The sequence below is a fragment of the Streptomyces sp. NPDC058045 genome (assembly GCF_042885635.1).
In the GTDB taxonomy this organism is placed as follows: Bacteria; Actinomycetota; Actinomycetes; order Streptomycetales; family Streptomycetaceae; genus Streptomyces.
The window spans coordinates 1-17,200 of the sequence record NZ_JBHVRR010000060.1 but is presented as its reverse complement, the minus strand read 5'-3'; the positions used below and the strand labels follow the sequence as shown (position 1 = coordinate 17,200).

Sequence of the window (17,200 nt, the reverse complement as noted above, 5' to 3'; positions counted from 1 at the left end):
GCAGAGCTGCGCCCCGCCGGCCACCGCCGACGGGGCGCAGCACGGCCACCGGCCGTCACACCAGGCGGGAACGCAACTTCGCCAGGGTGGCGTCGTCGATGCCCAGCCCCTCGTGCACAAAGGCCCGGAAGGACCCGTACGAGGCCACGGCCTGGTCGAAGGAGGCCTGGAGGTAGGCCTCGCGGACGTCCAGCAACGGGGTGACGAGTTCGGGCTTCTCCATCCCGGCGTCGGTGAGCTGCTTCAGCACGGAGGCCCGCCAGCCGACCAGTTCGGTGTTGGACTGCAGGTAGTCCGCCACCACATCCGAGCGGGACACTCCCAGCGCGGTCTGCACGATCGCCACCAGCCAGGCGGTGCGGTCCCGCCCTCCGCTGCAGTGGACCAGCGTGGCGCCCTTCCCGGACCCGGCGATGTCCCGCAGCGCCTTGCCGAACTGCGCCCGCCGCTCCGGGTCGGTGACGAACTTCCGGCCGGAGTCGAGCATGATGCCCTCGGCTCCGCCGTCACCGAGCAGCTTCTCCTGCTCGGCCGGCGTCAGCGCCAGGATGTCCGCGAAGGAGCTGAGCTGGTCGCTGGCCTCGACGGGGCGGGACACGGCCTCCACCCCGGACGGCAACCGGTCCGGCGCACCGGCGAGTTCATGCGCGCTGCGGAAGTCGACGACCTTGGAGAGCCCCAGCTTCGTCAGGGTCCGCAGACCCGCGTCGGTCGTCTTCTGGAGCGCTCCGGAACGGTAGAGGACGCCGCGCTTCATCCGTCCCTGGTCGGTGGCGTAGCCGCCGGCGTCGCGGAAGTTCAGGACCCCTTCCACGGTGATGTGCCGCGGGTTGTCGGCCGTACTGCTCGCCGCGGGGGCCGTCGCGCCCGGCGCCGCGAGGGCCGGGCCGGCCGGCACCAGGAGGCCGACGACTGCCGCGGCGGTCGCTATCAGACGGCGTTTTCCGCGCGGGGCGGAAGGCTTCATGGCAGAACTCCTTCAGGTCACTCACCGGGACACGGCGCTGCGCGCACCGGCCCGCCGTACGCGCTGGCAACCGTAGAACGCCTGCCGGGCGAGGGGCAGTTGGGCAACTGGAGAAGGTCGTCAGTTACCCGGCGCGGGGGTCCTGGTCCGTAGACTGGAGAGCGTGCGGGGGTGGAAGGGTCTCGATCTCGACGGGTTCCGCTGGTGGGACCGGCTGATGATCAGGGGCGGGCTGATCCTGATCGCGCTCACCGCGCTCTCGGTGGTGGTGTGGGCCGTGTTCGCGCCGGTGGACTACCTCACCAGACGGAGCATCACCTGCACCGTGACGAAGGTCGACTCCTGGCGGCAGGACGGCTCCTCGCCCAGCCAGGCCCTGTCGATCTACAGCTCCGACTGCCCCGGGCTCCGCAAGGACGGCCTGGGAAGCAAGCGGAAGCAGGACGAGATCGCCGCCCGGTTCCAGCTCGGCAAGCCGTACACCTTCACCGTCGGCGGTCTCAGCTACTGGATTTCGCACGACCTCGGCATCGGCGGAATGGACATCACCGGCCCGCTCCCGACCGAACCGGGGTGACGGGCGCCGGGCTCAGCCCCCCAGAGGTCTGCCGACCGGGCGTACCGGATGCTTGCTGAGGATGGAGACCCGGTTGAAGGCGTTGATGGCGATCGCCGTCCAGATCACCGCGGAGGTCTCGGCCTCGGTGAACACCTCCAGGGCCCCCGCGTACGCCGACTCCTGCGCGGCGGCGTCCGAGGGGTGGGTGGTGGCCTCGGCCAGGGCCAGGGCCGCGCGCTCCCGGGCGGTGAACATCTCCGTGTCCCGCCAGCCCGGCAGCACCCCCAGCCGCTGCGCGGACTCGCCCCCCTGGAGCGCCGCCCGGGTGTGCACATTGAGGCAGTAGGCGCAGCCGTTGAGTTGGGAGACGCGCACATCGATCAGCTCCACCAGCGCGGGTTCCAGGCCGGCTTCGGCGGCTTCCGCGTGGACGGCTTCCGCGGCGCGGCGGAAGGCCAGATAGGACCGGGGGGACTGCTTGTCGATGTAGATCCGCGGGCGGCCCTGCTCGACCGCGGCCGTGACGTCGCTCACTGCTGCACCCTCCCTCGTTGAGGGCCGACCGGAGAGGTGGTGACCCTTGGCGGTCCATTGAACACCGGCCAGTCGGCGCCGCGAGTCCGGGTGCCGCCGGCGCGCGAGGTGCCGCTCGGCGGCCCGCGGGCGACGACGGTGCGGCACACCCTCCCGCAGCGCGAGCGGCACGGCACGAGCGGTGAGGCACCGGCCGGCGCGGGTGCCGCCACCGCCTCCGCCCTCCACGGCCAGCCCGAACTGCGGTGGCTCCACGCCGTGTTGGGCGTGATCGTCGCCGGAGTGGTCTGGTACCGGCCGCAACGGGCGTCCGGCGGTCGACCGGCGCCCCGACGCAATAGGGTCCATGGTCCGTAGGCGTTCCTCGGAGTGGAGGGCAGGTCGTCATGGGCGGGTTCGGGGACTACCAGTTGGAGATCTATCTGGACGGGCTGCGCGGGGTGGTGCCCTCGCTGCCGATGGACTTCGACGGGCTGGCCGAGCGGGCGCGGGCGGCGATGCCGCCGTCGGTCTGGTCCTATGTGGCGGGCGGCGCCGGGGACGAGGGGACGCAGCGGGCCAACGCGCGGGCCTTTGAAGCCTGGGGACTGGTGCCGCGGATGATGGTCGGCGCCACCGAACGCGACCTCGGTGTCGACCTGTTCGGGATGACACTGCCCTCGCCGCTCTTCCTGGCGCCGGTCGGCGTGCTCGGGATCTGCGCGCAGGACGGGCACGGGGATCTGGCGACGGCGCGGGCCGCGGCGCGTACCGGGGTGCCCATGGTGGCGTCCACCCTCTCCGAGGATCCGATGGAGGAGGTGGCGGCCCAACTCGGCGGCACCCCGGGCCTGTTCCAGCTCTACACGCCGACCGACCGGGCGCTCGCCGAGAGCCTGGTGCACCGGGCGGAGGCCGCCGGCTACCGCGGCATCGTCGTCACCCTGGACACCTGGGTCACCGGCTGGCGCCCCCGCGACCTGGCCACCGCCAACTTCCCCCAGCTACGCGGCCACGCCCTGGCCAACTACACCTCCGACCCGGTCTTCCGCCGCCTGCTGCCCGGCACCCCCGAGGAGGACCCCGAGGCCGTCGTCGCCCAGTGGGCCGGCATCTTCGGCAATCCGCTGACCTGGGACGACCTCCCGTGGCTGCGGTCCCTGACCGATCTGCCGCTGCTGCTGAAGGGCATCTGTCACCCCGAGGACGTACGGCGCGCCCGGGACGGCGGCGCGGACGGTGTGTACTGCTCCAACCACGGCGGCCGGCAGGCCAACGGCGGTCTGCCCGCGCTCGCCGCACTGCCCGCGGTGGTGGCCGCGGCGGACGGGATGCCGGTGCTCTTCGACTCGGGGGTGCGCAGCGGCGCCGACGTGGTGAAGGCCCTCGCGCTCGGCGCCACCGCGGTCGGCGTGGGCCGCCCCTATGTGTACGGGCTGGCGCTCGGTGGTGCGGACGGCGTGGTGCACGTACTGCGCTCACTGCTCGCGGAGGCCGACCTGATCATGGCGGTGGACGGCTACCCGACCCTGTCCGACCTCACCCCGAAATCCCTGATCCACCTGCCCGGCGGGGGCGCACTGCCGTAGGCGCCTCCCCTCACAGCGCGATCTCCCACACCACCCTCGTCCCCGTGCCGCCGCCCTCCGAAGTCGGCTCCTCGGGGCGGCGGGTGCCGTCATCGGTGACGGTGAGGCGGGCGGCGGGGGTGCCGTCGGGGAGGGTGGCGGTGGCGTCGACCTGTACGTCGAGCCGGGTGAGGCCGGGGCGGCGGACCGCGGCGGCCAGGGCGCGGCGCAGTGCGGCGAGCAGTGCCTCGGTGGGTTCCTCGGTGAGGCGGGCGTCGACCGGGCCGGTGAAGTGCACCGAGGGCGGGAAGCCGAGGACGGCCGCCGCGCCCGCCGTCTCCCGCAGCACCCGGCCGCGGAAGGTCGTCGGGGCCTGGGCGGGCGGCTGCTGGAGGGTGAAGATCGCGGTCCGGACCTCCTGCACGGTGGACTGGAGTTCCTCCGCGGCCCGGCCCAGCGTCGCGCCCACCGTGTCCGCCTCCTCGGGGGCCGCCCGGCGGCGGGTGGACTCCAGCATCATGCCGGTGGCGAACAGCCGTTGGACCACCAGGTCGTGCAGGTCGCGGGCGATCCGGTCGCGGTCCTCGAAGACGGCGAGCCGTTCCCGGCTCTGCCGGGCGTCGGCCAGGACCAGGGCCAGCGCGGCCTGCGAGGTGAACTGGGCGGCCAGCCGCCGGTCCACCCGCGAGTAGGGGCGCCCGCCGCGGACCCGGGGCAGCGCCAGCGTCCCGATGAGCTGGCCCTCGGCCTGGAGCGGCAGCATCATGCTGGGCCCGAAGCGGGTGCGTACCGGTGTCGTCATCCGCGGATCGGTGGCCGAGTCCTCGATGAACACGGCCTCCCCGCCGAGGAGTTGATCGAGTACGGGGCTGCCGCGGTCGATGCCGGTGCCGACGAAGCCGCTGGCGTCCCCGAGTTCGGCGGAGCCGGAGACGGTGGCGATCTCCATGCCTCCGTCGCCGGTCGGCAGCAGGATCACCCCGGCCGCCGCGTCCGCCAGGATGCGCGCCTGCTCGGCCACGGTGCGCAGCGCGTCGGTGCGTTCCTGCGAGGTGAGCAGGGTGGTGGTGACCGCGGCGGCGCCCTCGATCCAGCGTTCCCGCTGCCGGGCCGCCTCGTACAGGCGGGCGTTGCCGATGGCGATGCCGGCCTGGGCGGCGAGGACCCGCAGCAGTTGCTCGTCCTCCGCGTCGAAGGCGCCGCCGCCCTCCTTCTCGGAGAGGAAGAGGGTGCCGAAGACCTCGTCCTCGACCCGGACCGTCGCCCCGAGGAAGCTGCGGGCCGGGGTGCCGCCGGCGGGTGCGGCGGCGGCCCGCGGGTCCTCGATGATGTCGTCCAGCCGCAGCACCGCCGGCTCCCGCACCAGCCCGCCCGGCAGCCCGGACCTCGACTCGGGCCGTACGTCGGCCCCTTCGCCCTCCCCGGGGGCCACCCCGCAGGTGTACACGGCGTGGACGGCGTCCTCGCTGGGGGAGAGGACGCCGAGTGCGCCGTAGCGGGCGTGCGCCAGCCGGGTGGCGCTGTCCACCACATGCTGGAGGGTGGGCCCGAGGTCGAGTTCGGTGCCCACGTCGAGGATGGCTTCCAGGAGCCGGGGCAGCCGGTCGGGGGCGGTGTCCTTGCCGGGCACGGCGGGGCGGTTCAGCCCGCCAGCGGGTCGAGGACCAGCGGCTGGATCTCGCCCTCCAGCATGGCGCCGAGGCCCAACACCGAGCAGACGTCGGGGCGTTCGGCGATATGGACCGGCATCCCGGTGGCGTCGCGCAGCATCTCGTCCAGGCCGGGCAGCAGGGCGCTGCCGCCGACCAGCATGATGCCGCGGTCCGCCAGGTCGGCCACCAGATCGGGCGGGCAGTCCCGCAGCACGGCGCCGATACCGTCGAGGACCGAGGTGAGCGGGGTGTGCAGGGCCTCGCGGACGGCGGCGGTGTCGATCCGCACCGAGCGGGCCAGACCGGTGGCGATGTCCCGGCCGTGGATCTCGGTGACGGCGGGGCCCTGGGCGGTGAGCCCGTTGCCGGAGAGGGCGAGCTGGAGGGGGCGTACCGACTGGGAGGGGAGCATCAACTCGTGGTGGTGGCGCAGGTGTTGGACGATGGCGTAGTCGATGGCCTCGCCGCCGACCGGGACCCGCTCCGCGGTGACGATGGCGCCCAGGGACAGCACCGCGACCTGGGTGGTGGCCGCGCCGCACACAAGGATCATGGTGGCCTCGGGGTGCTCCACCGGGAGTCCGCAGCCGACGGCCGCGGCGATCAGGGTGTCGACCAGTTCCACCCGGCGGGCGCCGAGCCCCATCATCGTCTCCACGGCGGCGCGGCGGGCCAGCGGGTCCGCCTCGTGCGGGGTGCACACCGCGGCCCGCAGCCGGGGCTTGCGGCGCAGGGTGCGGCGCAGCTTCTCGCCGACCAGGTGCCGCAGCATCCGCTGCGCCATGTCGACGTCGACCACGGTGCCGCCGGACACCGGCCGCACCACCTTGATGTAGCCGGGGGTGCGGCCCGTCATCCGTTCCGCGAAGTCCCCGACCGCGATCAGCGAACCCGTCCTGGTGTTGACGGCGGCGGCGCTGGGCTGGTCGACGACCAGGCCGGAGCCCTTCACATAGACGCGGGTGCGTGCGGCGCCGAGATCGACGGCGACGTGACAGCGGCGCAGTTGTTCCAGCGCGGCACTGGTGGCCATGGCGGATCCTCCCGAGAGCGCAGACCGTGGAGACCGCGGGGGAAAGCGGCCTTCTCGCATGGTGCGACGATCGGACAAAATTCGCATCCAGGACGGGGCCGGGTGGTGCGCGGCCGGACGGGTGATCTATGTCGCGGTGCCCCCGGACGGCGCATTGTTAGCATCCGCTGTGACCAGCACGCCTCCCGAGGACGAAGAGACCCGCCCCGCCCCGGCCCCCGGCGAGCCCCCCGCGGACACCGCGATACCCGGCCCCGCGCAGGAGGCCGGAGCCGCGAGGGAGGACGGACCCCGTCGCCGTGTCCTCGCCGACCTCACGCCGCTCAGGTCCTCGCCCGACTACCGCCGCCTCTGGGTCGGCAACACCGTCTCCTGGGTCGGGCAGGCGATGACCGCGCTCGCCATCTCCCTCCAGGTGTACGACCTGACCGGGTCCAGCTTCTCCGTCGGCCTGGTCGGCCTCTTCTCCCTGGTGCCGCTGGTGGTCTTCGGCCTGTACGGCGGGGCCATCGCGGACACCGTGGACCGGCGCAGCCTCGGCCTCTGGTCCGCGGCCGGGCTCTGCGGACTGTCGGTGGCGCTGGCCGCGGGCGCCTTCGCCGGCTTCCACCAGGTGTGGTTCCTGTACGCGATCGTCGCCCTCCAGGCGGTGTGCGCGGCACTGAACGCGCCCGCCAGGTCCTCGATGATCCCGCGCCTGGTACCGCCCGAGCAGTTGCCCGCGGCGAACGCGCTGTCCTCCGTGACCACCACCTCCGGCACCATGTTCGGCCCGATGCTCGGCGGTCTGGTGGTCGGCTTCTGGGGCTACCAGGCGGCGTATCTGCTCGACGCGGTGGCGTTCAGCGCGGCCCTCTACGCGATGTGGCGGCTGCCCTCGATGCGGCCGGACCGGAAGCCGGGGGAGCGGCCGGGGCGCGCCTCCGTCCTGGACGGCCTGCGCTTCCTCGCCACCCGGCCCAACATCCGGATGACCTTCTTCTCCGACCTGTGCGCCATGGTCTTCGCCCAGCCACGCGCCCTGTTCCCCGCCGTCGCCGTCCTCTGGTACGGCGGTGACGCCCGCACCACCGGGCTGCTGGTGGCGGCGCCCGCGATCGGGGCGCTGCTCGGCTCGGTGTTCTCCGGGTGGCTGGGCCGGATCCGGCGGCACGGTCTGGCCATCCTGCTCGCGGTGGCCGGCTGGGGCGGTGCGATCGCCGTCTTCGGGCTGACCCGGCAACTCTGGCTCGGGCTGCTCTTCCTGGCCGTGGCGGGCTGCGCCGACACCATCTCCATGGTGTTCCGGCAGACCATGTTGCAGGCGGCCACCCCGGACGAGATGCGGGGCCGCCTCCAGGGCGTGTTCATCGTGGTGGTGGCGGGCGGGCCCCGGCTCGGTGACTTCCTCGCCGGTTCGGCGGGCGATCTGCTGGGGCCCGGCCTCGCGGTGGTCGGCGGTGGACTGGCGTGTGTGGCCGCGGTGTTCGGCCTCGGCCTGGTCTGGCGCGGCTTCGCCCGCTACGACTCCCGCCACCCGACGGCCTGAACGGCCCTGCGCGCGGCGGGACTTGGGGCGGTCAGGGGAACATCGGGCGTTTGCCGCAGAGTTGGCGTTCGGCGCGGGCCGGGTCGTCCGGGAAGCGGAAGACGGTGCGCTGCCAGGACCCGGTCAGGTTGTGCCAGAAGCGGGCCGGGGTGAGGGGCGCCCGGGTGGCGGCGCGCAGCTCCGGCAGCGGCCCGCAGCCGAGGGCGTGCCGGGCCGCCGCCACCCGCACCGCGTCCACCCCGGGCGCCACGGTCCCGGGCGCACCGCGGTCCGCCGCGATCCACGCCGCGGGCAGATGCTTGTCGTGGCCGACGCGACCGCCGCCCTCCCGCTGCGAGTGGGCCGCCAGCGGATAGCCGAGACCGATCGGGTCCAGCGCGGCCCCGGACAGCGGCACCGTCGCCCCGTCGAAGCCGAGCATCACATGCACGCCGGTGACCCCCGGTGCGGCGGCCGGTACCCGATGGCCGTCCAGCAGCAGGGTGGGGGTGCCGGAGCGGTCGGCGGCGCGCACCGTGCGGGCGTAGGAGGTGAGGCGGGGGGCGGCGGGGAAGTGGTGGTGCACGGGGTGGGCGGAGGCGTTCTGCCGGGCGTACACACCGCGTTCGTCGGCGATCCCGGCCGGTCCGATACGGCCCTGGTAGGCGGGGCGGAGCCAGCCCGCGCAGCAGGTCGCCCAGACGGCGAGGGCGGCCGCGGCGGCCAGGGTGCGGCGGCTGGCCGGCACCACGAAGACCGGCAGCACCAGCAGCAGCAGTCCGGGCAGCAGCATCCGCCCGTGCATGAAGTCCCCGCCGACCCGCACCACATAGAGCCAGTTGACGAGGCCGGCGACGACCGGGGCGAGGGCGGCGACCGGTACCGGGGGCAGCGGGCGGCGACGCGGCAGCAGGGCCGCCGCCAGCAGCAGGGCGGGCACCCACAGCAGATACGGCCCGGCGAAGTCGCCGAGGTAGCCGAGGCCGCGGCCCCACAGGCTGTCCGAGGCCTCCTTGGTGACGGCGGGCAGCGGCACCAGGTGCCCGTAGTACCCGGCCCGGAAGACCTCGTACGCCAGGGGCAGGGCCAGGGCGCACGCCGCGCCGGTGAGGACGGTGCGGCGCGGGGGGCGTACCCGCAGCCACTGGGCGGCCAGGAACACCGCGCTGACCAGGGCGAGATCGGGCCGCACCAGTGGGCCCAGGCCGGCCACCGCACAGGTCGCGAGCCGCTCCGGGCGGGTCACCAGCAGCAGCCAACTCCCGCCCAGCCAGCAGGTGATGAGCCCGGTCTCCAGGCCCGAGGTGGCGAAGTCCCACACCGGCGGCAGGGCCAGCGGCAGCAGGGCGCCGAGCGGTACCAGCGGCTGCCGTAGCGGGCCGGGGGTGTGGAGGCGGGCGGCCCCGGCGGCGGCGCAGAGGAAGCCCGCCGCGGTCAGCAGCAGCCCGCCGTAGACCGCGGCCGAGGCCGGATCGGTGCCGGGTAGCCCGGCGAGGACCAGCAGCCACTGCCAGAGGGTCCCGGTGGAGGCCTCGGCGCGCTCCCCGGCGTTGAAGACGGGCCCGTGCCCGGCGAGGATCTGGCGGACCGTCCGCAGATAGATATAGCCGTCGTCGGACATCCACCGACGCTGGAAGCCCGCGTACGCCACCAGCAGTGCGGGGAGCAGGCAGGCCGCGGCCCGCTGCCAGGTCAGCGGGCGGATGCGGCGCAGCCCGGTCAGCGGGGCGCGGAGCCGGGAGGGGGGCCGGCCGCGGGGGTCCTGGGTGCGGTCGGGGGCGCGGCTGGGGGAGTAGGTCGAGGTCATGATCGGTTCATCGGCGTGGCGCGGGGGCGTCTTGACGGCGCCGGGCGGCGGGCTGCGCCGAACGGGTTCCCTCACACACGGCGGCGCCGCCTCCCCGTGGGACGCGGGGAGACGGCGCCTCGGGTCCGGGAGTACCGGACGTCAGACCAGCCAGCCCACGAAGTGGACGAGACCGGCGAGGACGTTGGTGAGGATGTTCATGATGATGCCTTCTCCTGATTCCGTACCTGCATGGGACCGTCTCCCGGACGCCCAACACCTGGGCGGGCCAAGGGACTTGACCTGTCGGGAGACTGTGCGCGGTCACGGTATGCATCCCGCTGCCCGCGCTCCGTAAGCATCACCGTTCACGGTGGCCTCGGGCAGTCACTCCTGCCGCGCTCACCTGTTCCGGGGAACAACCGGGCGTCTGTTCGGGGCGGTTGCCGGCCGTCAGTCGCGCAGGGCCCGCTTCAGCAGTTTGCCCATATCGTTGCGGGGCAGCTCCTCGCGCAGGCGGAGGACGCGGGGGCGCTTGTGCGGGGCCAGGCGGGTGCCGACGTGGTCGGCCAACTCCTCTACGGTGGGCGGCTGTCGGGGATCGGCGGGGACGATCCAGGCCACCACGCGCTCCCCGAGGTCCGGGTCCGGCTCGCCGGTCACCGCCGCCTCCCGCACGCCCGGGTGATCCAGCAGCGCGTTCTCGATCTCACCGGCGCCGATCTTGAAGCCGCCGCTCTTGATCAGGTCCGTCGCCTTCCGCCCCACGATCCGCACCGCGCCGTCCGCGTCCCGTACCGCCATGTCACCGGTGCGGAACCAGCCGTCCGCGGTGAAGGCGGCCCCGGTGGCGTCGGGCCGGTTCAGATAGCCGGTGAACAGATTGGCGCCGCGCACCTGGATCTCGCCGACCTCCCGCCCCGAAGGCGCGTCCTCGTCCGGCAGCGGTGCGTCCGCCTCGTCCACCAGCCTCAACTCGACGCCGGGCAGCGGGAATCCGACCGAACCGGGGCGGGGTTCGGCGCCCGGCCGGACGCTGGTGTTCATCAGGGTCTCCGTCATGCCGTAGCGCTCCACCACCGTGCGCCCGGTGGCCGCGGTGATCCGCTCGTGGTCGTGCACCGGCAGCGCGGCCGAGCCCGACACCAGCAGCCGGGCCCGCCGCAGCGCCGCCGTCAGCTCCGGATCGCCGGGCAGCGCCTCCGCGATCCGGTGGTACATGGTCGGCACCCCGAACAGCATGGTCGCGCCGCCCGCCAACTCCCGTGCCACACCCTCGGTGGAGAACCGGCCGAGATGCCGCACCGAACCGCCCCGCCTCAGCGGCCCCAGTACCCCCAGGATCAGCCCGTGCACATGGAACAGCGGCAGCCCGTGCACCAGTACGTCGTCCCCGGTCCACCCCCACACCTCGGCCAGCGCGTCCAGGGTGTGCGCCACCGCGCGCCGCGGGATCAGCACACCCTTGGGGGGACCGGTGGTGCCGGAGGTGTAGACGACGAAAGCGGCGGCCTCCTCGTCCAGGTCCCCGCCACCCCGCCCCGCCGGCACCCCCGCGTCCGGCGCCCCGGCGTCCACCGCCACCTCGGTACGGGGCAGGGCGTGCAGCGCCTCGGGAAGTTCCTCGCCGGGCGCGGCCAGTACCAGGGAGGGGGCGCTGTCGGTGAGGATATGGGCCAACTCGGCAGAGCCGGAACGGGGGTTGAGCGGGATCACCGGCACACCCGCCCGGACCGCGGCCACCACCGCCACCGCCGTCTCCAGGGTGGGTGTCGCCCAGACCGCGACCCGCCCCGCGCCGGCCAGCGGCGCCGCCAGGGCGTCCGCCGCGGCCCGCAGCCCGGCATAGCTCAGGGCGCGGTCACCGAAGCGCAGCGCGGGCCGGTCCGCCGCCTCGGGCGACCGGACGGACAGGGCCGGAAAGAGACAGGACACGCTGGCTACTCCTCACCATCGGCGACAACCACACCCGTACCTTGCCGCACCGCACCGCGGCCGACCTACCCCCGGTCGCTCACCGGGCACCCGTCCCGGCCACCGGGGCAGGGCGGTTGCTACGCTGCGCGCGCCCCGCCCCCCCGCTCACCGCCCGGAGGCCCGTCCGATGGCATCCACCGCCGGCTCGATCGCGCTGGTCACCTGCCGCCCGCAGCCCGGTATCCACGCCGACGAGGAACTCCCGCTGCTGGTGGGCGCGTTGAGGGCGGCCGGGGCCGAGGCGAGTGTCGTGGAGTGGGACGACCCGGCCGTCGACTGGGCCCGCCACGACCTCGCGGTGATCCGCTCCACCTGGGACTACACCTGGCGCTCCGCCGAGTTCACCGCCTGGGTCGACCGCTGCGCCGCCGCGACCACCCTGGCCAACCCGCCCGAGGTGATCCGCTGGAACTGCGACAAGCGGTATCTGGGCGACCTCGCCGACGCCGGGGTGCCCGTGGTCGACACCCGCTATCTGCCACCGGACGGCGGGGCGGAACTGCCCGGCGCCGGCGCGTGGGTGGTCAAGCCGACCGCCGGGGCCGGCGCCCGCTACGCGGCCCGCTACGACCTCGGCGACCCGGCCGACGCCCGCACCGCCGCGGCACACCTGGCGCGGCTGCACGACGAGGGCCTCACCGCCATGGTCCAGCCGTATATGCGGCACATCGACGTCACCGGCGAGCGGGCGCTGCTGTTCTGCGGCGGCCGTTTCCTGCACGCCATCCGCAAGGGCGCGGTGCTCTCCCCCGGCACCGCCTACGACGTGTTCAAGACCCCCCACCCGGAACTGCGCCCCTGGCGGCCCACCGCCGCGGAGCACGAACTGGCGGAACAGGCACTGGCCGCCGTACCGGGCGACCCGCGGTTGCTGTACGCCCGGGTCGACCTGGTGGACGGGGAGGACGGTGCGCCCCGGCTGATGGAACTGGAGCTGATCGAGCCCAACCTCTTCCTCGGCATCCACCCCGCCTCCCTCCCCGCGGTGGCCGAGGCGATCACCGCGGCGGCCCGCACCTGAGCGGGGCTGTACGGGTCAGCCGTCCTCGCGCAGCCGTTGCAGCAGGCCCCAGGTGAACTCGGCCACCCAGAACCGCGGTTGACCCCCGCCGTCGTCCTGCGGCGGCCCCGCGGGGGCGGTGAAGGCGAGGCCCCAGCGGGTCGGTGCGGTGCCCTCCAGCGGGCGGGCCGGCGGGAAGGCGCGGGCCACCTCGTCCACCGTGCAGGACCAGGGGCGCAGGTCCGCCGCACTGCGCAGGACGGGTGCGGAGGCGCCGGGGGCGCGTACCAGCCAGGCGTTCCACTCGGCGCCGCCGGGGGCGAGCAGCACCTCGAAGCAGAGGTCCGGCCAGAGCGGCACCGGCCAGCGCAGCGCCGTGCAGTCCAGATCGCCGATCCGCCGTGCGGTACTGCTCTCCGGCGGGCCGAGGAACCTGCGGTAGCGGCGGCCCGCGCCACGTCCACCTGCCGCGTGCGCCATGGCCTGCCAGCGGCGGTTGGCCTCCCGCATCCGGGCGGCGGAGACCCCCAGCTCGCGGCGGGCGTCCTCGACCAACTCGCCCTGGTGGTCGGCCATGCGCCGCAGCAGCACCAGTTGGAAGTCGAGCGGGGTCGGCGGTGGCGGCTCGGCGGCACGGTCTGCGGGCATACCTCCCATCCTGCCGTGCCGTCCCTCCTCACCGCCGCCCGGTCACGGGGGCGGGCGGCACGGGGCGTACCGGACGAGGCGTGGCGTCTGCGGCGGCCGCGGCCAGAGGGGAACGAGCCGCGGATTGCCGGGCCGTAGCGGGGCGAGGCAGGGTGAGTCATGGCAAGTCGTGTGTGCGGAGGGGGAGTTGGCGCCGCGGCACGCCGTTCGGTACAGAACATTCACAGCGGTGTCCGGAATCGTGCGATTGCGCGCGGCTAGCCTCCGTGATCATGGACTACTGCCACCCCTGCGGCCGACATCTCAACGGCGCCTACGTATGCCCCGGTTGTGGCACTCCGGCCGAGGCCCTCTCCGCCCACGACGACGCGGCCGGATCGGAACCGGACACCGGGGCCGGGGCGGAGTTACCGGCGGGAGCACGCCGGAGCACCGGCGGCCGGGCCGAGCGCCGGGCACAGGCCAGACGCCGCGGCCGGGGCCGGGCGAAGGCGGGAGGCACCGGAGGCCGGGGCAGGGCCCGGGAGCGCCGGGGCCGGGCGCACCGCCGCAGGCGCCGCACCGCCTTGTGGGCGGGAGCCGGACTCCTGCTCGCCGTAGGGGTGTTGAGCCTCGCCGAACTGGCCACCGAGTCCCCCTCGTCCACCTCCGCCGCTCCCGACGAGGACGTCCCCGCCACCACCTCGACCCCGACCGGTGGCGAGTCCTCCGCGGAGCCCTCCGACACCCCGCCCGGCCCCTCCCCGTCCTCCGACCGCCCCAGCCGCACCCCGTCCTCCACCGCCCCCACCACCTCGTCCCCGCCGCCTGCCGAGTCCACCGACCCCGCGGCCACCGAGGACACGGACCCGCCGCCGGACGACCCGGACCGCGGCGACGAGAAGCCGAGCCCCACCGACGACGGTCCCGGCGACACCACCGCCCCGGACACACCGGCCACCACACCCCCCGCGCCACCCACCTCCCCGGAGCCGGACCCCACCCCGTCCGAGACCTGCAACCGCTTCCTGTGGTGGTGCACCTGAACCACCTCGGCCGCCCGAACTACCTGAAGTGTCCGGCCTGTTGGCGGGTGGGGGTGGGTGGCTCAGGTGGTCGGCGGGGCCCCGTCCGCCGGTTCGCCCAGCATCCGGCGGAGGAGGCCGCGCAGCAGCAGCCGTTCCTCCTTGCTCAGCCGGGCCAGCGGCTCGTCCGCGAAGTCCAGCGACGCACGCAGCGCGCTCGCCGTACGCCGCCCCTCCTCGGTGGGGGCCGCGACCTTGATCCGGCGGTCCTGCGGGTCGGGGCGGCGCTCCACCAGGCCGCGTGACTCCAGCCGGTCGATGATGCCGGTGACATTGGAGGGCTCGCACTTCAGCCGGAGTGCCAACTGCCGCATCGGCAGCGGCTCCTGGGACAGCAGCCCGAGTATCCGGGCCTGCGCCCCGGTCAGCGCGTGCCGGGCCGCGGCCTGCTCGTAGTCCTGGTGGTAGCGGGCCACCATGGTGCCGATGAGGTCGACCACCTCAAGGGTGACCGGGTCGGTGCGTGTGCTGCGGGACGCCATGCCTCCCAGCGTACCCACTTGCTTGACATGGTGAAATATCGATGTGCATGGTGTTTCACTATCTGAAACATTTTGCTCCGAGGAGGTCAGACAACCATGTCCGACGCCACCCCAGTCCTCCCCGCCGCCAACCGCGCCTGGCACCTGGTGCGACGGCCCGAGGGCTGGCCCGTCCCGGAGGACTTCGCGCTCCGCGAGCTGCCGGTGACCGCCCCCGCCGAGGGCGCCGTCCTGGTGCGCAACCGCTACTTCTCCGTCGACCCGTACATGCGGGGCCGGATGAACGACGTCAAGTCCTATGTGCCGCCCTTCCGGCTGGACCAGCCGATGGACGGCGGGGCGGTCGGCGAGGTGGTGGCCTCCGCGGCGGACGGCTTCGCCCCCGGGGACCTGGTGCTGCACGGACTCGGCTGGCGCGAGTACGCCGAGGTCCGGGCCGAGCACGCCGCCAGGGTCGACACCTCCCTCGCCCCGCTCCCCGCCTACCTCGGAGTGCTCGGGATGCCGGGCCTCACCGCGTACGCGGGCCTGCTGGAGGTCGCCTCCTTCCAGCCCGGCGACGCGGTCTTCGTCTCCGGGGCGGCCGGTGCCGTCGGCGGTCAGGTCGGCCAGATCGCCCGGCTGAAGGGCGCCTCCCGGGTCATCGGCTCGGCCGGCTCCGACGAGAAGGTCCGGCTGCTCACCGAGGAGTACGGCTTCGACGCCGCCTTCAACTACAAGAAGGCGCCGGTCGCCGAGCAGTTGGCGGCGGCCGCGCCGGACGGCATCGACATCTACTTCGACAATGTGGGCGGTGAGCATCTGGAGGCCGCGCTCGCCTCGCTCAAGGTGCACGGCCGGGTCACCGTCTGCGGCATGATCGCCCGGTACAACGTGACCGAGCCCCCCTCCGCCCCGCGCAATCTCGACCTGCTCATCCGCAAGCGGCTGCGGATGGAGGGCATGTTGGTCGCCGACCACCAGGCGCTCCAGCCCCGTTTCGTGGCGGAGGTCTCCGGCTGGATCCGGTCCGGCGAGCTCACCTACCGGGAGACCGTGGTGGAGGGCGTCGAGCACGGGGTGGACGCCTTCCTCGGTCTGCTCCGCGGCGAGAACACCGGCAAGATGATCGTCTCCCTGGAGTCCCCGGAGGGCTGAGCGGCCACCCGTCACCCTCGTTCGATTCCGGCATCCGATAAAATCTTTCCGAAATCATCGGTCGCCGCGATCGTGGGCGCGAGTCGCGGCACGTCACAGGAGGAATGCGCGCATGGCCATCCAGCAGTCCGACGTGCTGTACACCGCTGTCGCCACCGCCGAGAACGGCCGGGACGGCCGCGTCGCCACCGACGACGGCAAGGTCGACGTCGTCGTCAACCCGCCGAAGGAGATGGGCGGTTCGGGCGCGGGCACCAACCCGGAGCAGCTTTTCGCGGCCGGTTACAGCGCCTGCTTCCAGGGCGCCCTCGCGGTGGTGGCCCGCAAGGAGGGCGCCGACATCACCGGTTCCCGCGTCACCGCCAAGGTCGGCATAGGCAAGAACGACGAGGGCTTCGGCATCACCGTCGAGATCTCCGGCTCCATCCCCACCGTGGACGCCGCCACCGCCAAGGACCTCCTGGAGAAGGCGCACCAGGTGTGCCCCTACTCCAAGGCCACCCGCGGCAACATCGACGTCACCCTCTCGGTGGCCTGACCCGGCACCGCACCTCGCCCGGCGGCCCCGCGGCGGCCGGGCGGGGAGGGCACCGGGGCGGCCGGTAGAGTGCCCGCCATGCGTGAGTTGGGGGCGGGCTTCGGATATCTGCTGAAGGGCCAGCGGTGGATGGCCCGGCACGGCCGGAGCTACGGCTTCGCCCTGCTCCCCGGCCTGATCACCCTGCTGCTGTACACGGCGGCCCTGGTCTGCCTCGCCCTCTGGGGCACCGGCCTGGTCGCCCTCGCCACCCCCTTCGCCGACGACTGGGCCTCCCCCTGGGCCGGCCTCTTCCGCGGCCTGCTGACCGCCGTACTCTTCGCCCTCGGTCTGCTGCTGGCCGTCCTCACCTTCACCGCGGTCACCCTCCTCGTCGGCCAGCCCTTCTACGACGCGCTCTCCGAGCGGGTCGACCGCTCGGTCTCCCCGGACGGCGAGGCCGCACAGTCCCCGCTGTCCTTCTGGCGCGATCTCTGGGTCTCCGCCCGGGACAGCCTGCGGATCCTGGTACGGGCGGTGCTCTGGGGCCTGCTGCTCTTCGCCCTCGGACTGCTGCCGGTGGTCGGCCAGACCGCGGTGCCCGTCGCGGGCTTCCTGGTCACCGGCTTCTTCCTCGCCGAGGAGCTGACCTCCGTGGCACTCCAGCGCCGCGGGGTCGAACTCCGGGAGCGGCTCGCCCTGTTGAGGTCCCGCAAGCCGCTCGCCTGGGGCTTCGGGGCGCCGCTCGCGGTGGCCTTCCTGGTGCCGGTGGTCGCCGTCTTCCTGATGC

At 74.0% G+C, this 17,200-nt stretch carries 17 protein-coding genes; 9 read left to right on the top strand and 8 right to left on the bottom strand.

Annotated features, from left to right (window positions below; all coding sequences use genetic code 11):
• Positions 1 to 55: 55 nt before the first annotated feature.
• The gene (locus tag ACFVST_RS25755; RefSeq protein ID WP_390155963.1) at positions 56 to 967 is read right to left on the bottom strand and encodes a tyrosine-protein phosphatase; all 912 of its coding nucleotides are present in this window, start codon (positions 965 to 967) and stop codon (positions 56 to 58) included.
• A gap of 163 nt (positions 968 to 1,130) precedes the next feature.
• On the opposite strand from ACFVST_RS25755, the gene ACFVST_RS25750 reads away from it, so the two are divergent.
• Positions 1,131 to 1,544 carry a hypothetical protein gene (locus ACFVST_RS25750; protein WP_390155962.1) on the top strand — a complete coding sequence of 138 codons (414 nt, stop codon included), beginning with the start codon at positions 1,131 to 1,133 and terminating at the stop codon, positions 1,542 to 1,544.
• A gap of 12 nt (positions 1,545 to 1,556) precedes the next feature.
• Here the strand turns inward: ACFVST_RS25750 and ACFVST_RS25745 are convergent, their stop codons facing one another.
• The gene (locus ACFVST_RS25745; protein ID WP_390155961.1) at positions 1,557 to 2,060 is read right to left on the bottom strand and encodes a carboxymuconolactone decarboxylase family protein; all 504 of its coding nucleotides are present in this window, start codon (positions 2,058 to 2,060) and stop codon (positions 1,557 to 1,559) included.
• Positions 2,061 to 2,117: 57 nt separating this feature from the next.
• On the opposite strand from ACFVST_RS25745, the gene ACFVST_RS25740 reads away from it, so the two are divergent.
• Both ACFVST_RS25740 and ACFVST_RS25735 read left to right on the top strand, forming a co-directional pair.
• Positions 2,118 to 2,417: a hypothetical protein gene (locus ACFVST_RS25740; RefSeq protein ID WP_390155960.1), complete on the top strand. Its 300-nt coding sequence runs from the start codon at positions 2,118 to 2,120 to the stop codon at positions 2,415 to 2,417.
• Positions 2,418 to 2,446: 29 nt separating this feature from the next.
• Positions 2,447 to 3,628 (top strand): alpha-hydroxy-acid oxidizing protein, encoded by a 1,182-nt coding sequence (locus ACFVST_RS25735; RefSeq protein ID WP_390155959.1) that lies wholly within the window; start codon positions 2,447 to 2,449, stop codon positions 3,626 to 3,628.
• Positions 3,629 to 3,638: 10 nt separating this feature from the next.
• On the opposite strand, the gene ACFVST_RS25730 is transcribed toward ACFVST_RS25735, so the two are convergent.
• Positions 3,639 to 5,237: a GAF domain-containing sensor histidine kinase gene (locus ACFVST_RS25730; protein ID WP_390155958.1), complete on the bottom strand. Its 1,599-nt coding sequence runs from the start codon at positions 5,235 to 5,237 to the stop codon at positions 3,639 to 3,641.
• 11 nt (positions 5,238 to 5,248) lie between these two features.
• Entirely contained in the window at positions 5,249 to 6,292 is a 1,044-nt protein-coding gene (locus tag ACFVST_RS25725; protein WP_390155957.1) for a rod shape-determining protein, read from the bottom strand.
• A gap of 244 nt (positions 6,293 to 6,536) precedes the next feature.
• Between ACFVST_RS25725 and ACFVST_RS25720 the strand changes: the two genes are divergently transcribed.
• On the top strand, positions 6,537 to 7,820 hold the full coding sequence (locus ACFVST_RS25720) for an MFS transporter (RefSeq protein ID WP_390155974.1): 1,284 nt from the start codon (positions 6,537 to 6,539) through the stop codon (positions 7,818 to 7,820).
• A 31-nt stretch (positions 7,821 to 7,851) separates the two neighbouring features.
• Here ACFVST_RS25720 and ACFVST_RS25715 read toward each other — a convergent pair whose 3' ends face one another.
• Together ACFVST_RS25715 and ACFVST_RS25710 are read right to left on the bottom strand one after the other, a co-directional pair.
• On the bottom strand, positions 7,852 to 9,606 hold the full coding sequence (locus ACFVST_RS25715) for a hypothetical protein (protein ID WP_390155956.1): 1,755 nt from the start codon (positions 9,604 to 9,606) through the stop codon (positions 7,852 to 7,854).
• 432 nt (positions 9,607 to 10,038) lie between these two features.
• A complete protein-coding gene (locus ACFVST_RS25710) occupies positions 10,039 to 11,520 on the bottom strand; it encodes an acyl-CoA synthetase (RefSeq protein ID WP_390155955.1) in 1,482 nt (493 codons plus the stop codon).
• Between the two features lie 169 nt (positions 11,521 to 11,689).
• Between ACFVST_RS25710 and ACFVST_RS25705 the strand changes: the two genes are divergently transcribed.
• Entirely contained in the window at positions 11,690 to 12,583 is an 894-nt protein-coding gene (locus ACFVST_RS25705) for a RimK family alpha-L-glutamate ligase (protein WP_390155954.1), read from the top strand.
• A gap of 15 nt (positions 12,584 to 12,598) precedes the next feature.
• Here the strand turns inward: ACFVST_RS25705 and ACFVST_RS25700 are convergent, their stop codons facing one another.
• Complete coding sequence (locus ACFVST_RS25700) at positions 12,599 to 13,219, bottom strand: hypothetical protein (RefSeq protein WP_390155953.1); 621 nt, start codon at positions 13,217 to 13,219, stop codon at positions 12,599 to 12,601.
• A 263-nt stretch (positions 13,220 to 13,482) separates the two neighbouring features.
• On the opposite strand from ACFVST_RS25700, the gene ACFVST_RS25695 reads away from it, so the two are divergent.
• Positions 13,483 to 14,235, top strand: a complete 753-nt coding sequence (locus ACFVST_RS25695) for a hypothetical protein (protein WP_390155952.1) — start codon at positions 13,483 to 13,485, stop codon at positions 14,233 to 14,235.
• Between the two features lie 62 nt (positions 14,236 to 14,297).
• Here ACFVST_RS25695 and ACFVST_RS25690 read toward each other — a convergent pair whose 3' ends face one another.
• Positions 14,298 to 14,756, bottom strand: a complete 459-nt coding sequence (locus ACFVST_RS25690) for a MarR family winged helix-turn-helix transcriptional regulator (protein ID WP_390155951.1) — start codon at positions 14,754 to 14,756, stop codon at positions 14,298 to 14,300.
• 96 nt (positions 14,757 to 14,852) lie between these two features.
• On the opposite strand from ACFVST_RS25690, the gene ACFVST_RS25685 reads away from it, so the two are divergent.
• From ACFVST_RS25685 to ACFVST_RS25675, 3 genes are all read left to right on the top strand, one after another.
• Entirely contained in the window at positions 14,853 to 15,893 is a 1,041-nt protein-coding gene (locus ACFVST_RS25685) for an NADP-dependent oxidoreductase (protein WP_390155950.1), read from the top strand.
• A 112-nt stretch (positions 15,894 to 16,005) separates the two neighbouring features.
• Complete coding sequence (locus ACFVST_RS25680; protein WP_390155949.1) at positions 16,006 to 16,431, top strand: organic hydroperoxide resistance protein; 426 nt, start codon at positions 16,006 to 16,008, stop codon at positions 16,429 to 16,431.
• A 78-nt stretch (positions 16,432 to 16,509) separates the two neighbouring features.
• Positions 16,510 to 17,200, top strand: a 691-nt coding sequence (locus ACFVST_RS25675) for an EI24 domain-containing protein (RefSeq protein ID WP_390155948.1), incomplete at its 3' end; no start/stop codon positions are given.

Coding starts and splice junctions, on each gene's coding strand:
- ACFVST_RS25695 (WP_390155952.1), top strand. CDS start 13,483: ATGGACTACTGCCACCCCTGCGGCCGACATCTCAACGGCGCCTACGTA.
- ACFVST_RS25690 (WP_390155951.1), bottom strand. CDS start 14,756: ATGGCGTCCCGCAGCACACGCACCGACCCGGTCACCCTTGAGGTGGTC.
- ACFVST_RS25700 (WP_390155953.1), bottom strand. CDS start 13,219: ATGGGAGGTATGCCCGCAGACCGTGCCGCCGAGCCGCCACCGCCGACC.
- ACFVST_RS25705 (WP_390155954.1), top strand. CDS start 11,690: ATGGCATCCACCGCCGGCTCGATCGCGCTGGTCACCTGCCGCCCGCAG.
- ACFVST_RS25725 (WP_390155957.1), bottom strand. CDS start 6,292: ATGGCCACCAGTGCCGCGCTGGAACAACTGCGCCGCTGTCACGTCGCC.
- ACFVST_RS25735 (WP_390155959.1), top strand. CDS start 2,447: ATGGGCGGGTTCGGGGACTACCAGTTGGAGATCTATCTGGACGGGCTG.
- ACFVST_RS25755 (WP_390155963.1), bottom strand. CDS start 967: ATGAAGCCTTCCGCCCCGCGCGGAAAACGCCGTCTGATAGCGACCGCC.
- ACFVST_RS25715 (WP_390155956.1), bottom strand. CDS start 9,606: ATGACCTCGACCTACTCCCCCAGCCGCGCCCCCGACCGCACCCAGGAC.
- ACFVST_RS25685 (WP_390155950.1), top strand. CDS start 14,853: ATGTCCGACGCCACCCCAGTCCTCCCCGCCGCCAACCGCGCCTGGCAC.
- ACFVST_RS25680 (WP_390155949.1), top strand. CDS start 16,006: ATGGCCATCCAGCAGTCCGACGTGCTGTACACCGCTGTCGCCACCGCC.